Source organism: Enterobacter sp. RIT637, from assembly GCF_019718755.1.
Lineage (GTDB): Bacteria > Pseudomonadota > Gammaproteobacteria > Enterobacterales > Enterobacteriaceae > Enterobacter.
In genome coordinates this window covers 1-760 of the sequence record NZ_JAIHAZ010000062.1, presented here as the reverse complement: position 1 = coordinate 760, position 760 = coordinate 1, and the positions used below count along the sequence as shown (strand labels likewise).

Annotated in this window: 2 protein-coding genes; one reads left to right on the top strand and one right to left on the bottom strand. The window is 48.3% G+C overall.

Annotated features, from left to right (window positions below; translation table 11 throughout):
- The coding region (locus tag K5E19_RS23145; protein WP_221553272.1) for a DUF6911 family protein at positions 1-294 on the top strand (294 nt) is incomplete at its 5' end.
- A 153-nt stretch (positions 295-447) separates the two neighbouring features.
- On the opposite strand, the gene K5E19_RS23140 is transcribed toward K5E19_RS23145, so the two are convergent.
- The gene (locus K5E19_RS23140; RefSeq protein ID WP_003689452.1) at positions 448-624 is read right to left on the bottom strand and encodes a hypothetical protein; all 177 of its coding nucleotides are present in this window, start codon (positions 622-624) and stop codon (positions 448-450) included.
- Positions 625-760: the final 136 nt, after the last annotated feature.

Here is a 760-nt window from a genome sequence, read left to right as displayed (position 1 = left end):
GATTTGAGAAGAATGAAAACATCGACGGTCGTTTTTGGTGGATTTTTTATGGCAGACAAAGGGGAGCGAATCCAAATCCCCGTTTTGGAAAATCCTGACATTAGGGAAATCAATCGCTTTTTTTCCGTATCAAATTTTGTGAAAAAAGCCTGCGTCCTTGTTTTCAGAATCATCCCAGAGCCGGAATTTGGCAATACGGAATTAACTGTCTATTTTGAAAAAGGATATTATAGTGGATTAACAAAAACCGGTACGGCGTTGCCCCGCCTTGGCTCAAAGGGAACGATTCCCTAAGGTGCCCAAGCACCAAGTGAACCGGTTCCGTACTATCCGTACTGTCTGCGGCCCGCCGCCTTGTCCTGATTTTTGTTAATCCGCTATACATCGGGCTTGCGCCCGCTTGAGGTTTGCTTGCTGTCCGGCAAGGTTTCGGACGGCTTTTGCAGATTAACGTGCAGGGACTTTCCCAATCACGCAAATCGGGTAGCTCCCCGGATTTTTGCCGCCGCCCAAGTCTAAACATAAATCTTCATAAAGATACGCCTGCGTCCGCATTCCGGCATAAAACGCGCCGACCAGCGCGGCAATCAGCAATAAGGCTTTAAAAAAACGTCGGCTTTTCATTTTCACTTATCCTCCAATGCCTCGACCACTTCTTCCATCTGCATAAAGCGCGAACCTTTCACCAACACGGTGGCGCGTTCGGGCAAATCGTGGCTCAACACTTGAATCAACGGGTCTTTGGCGGCGAACCACAAAC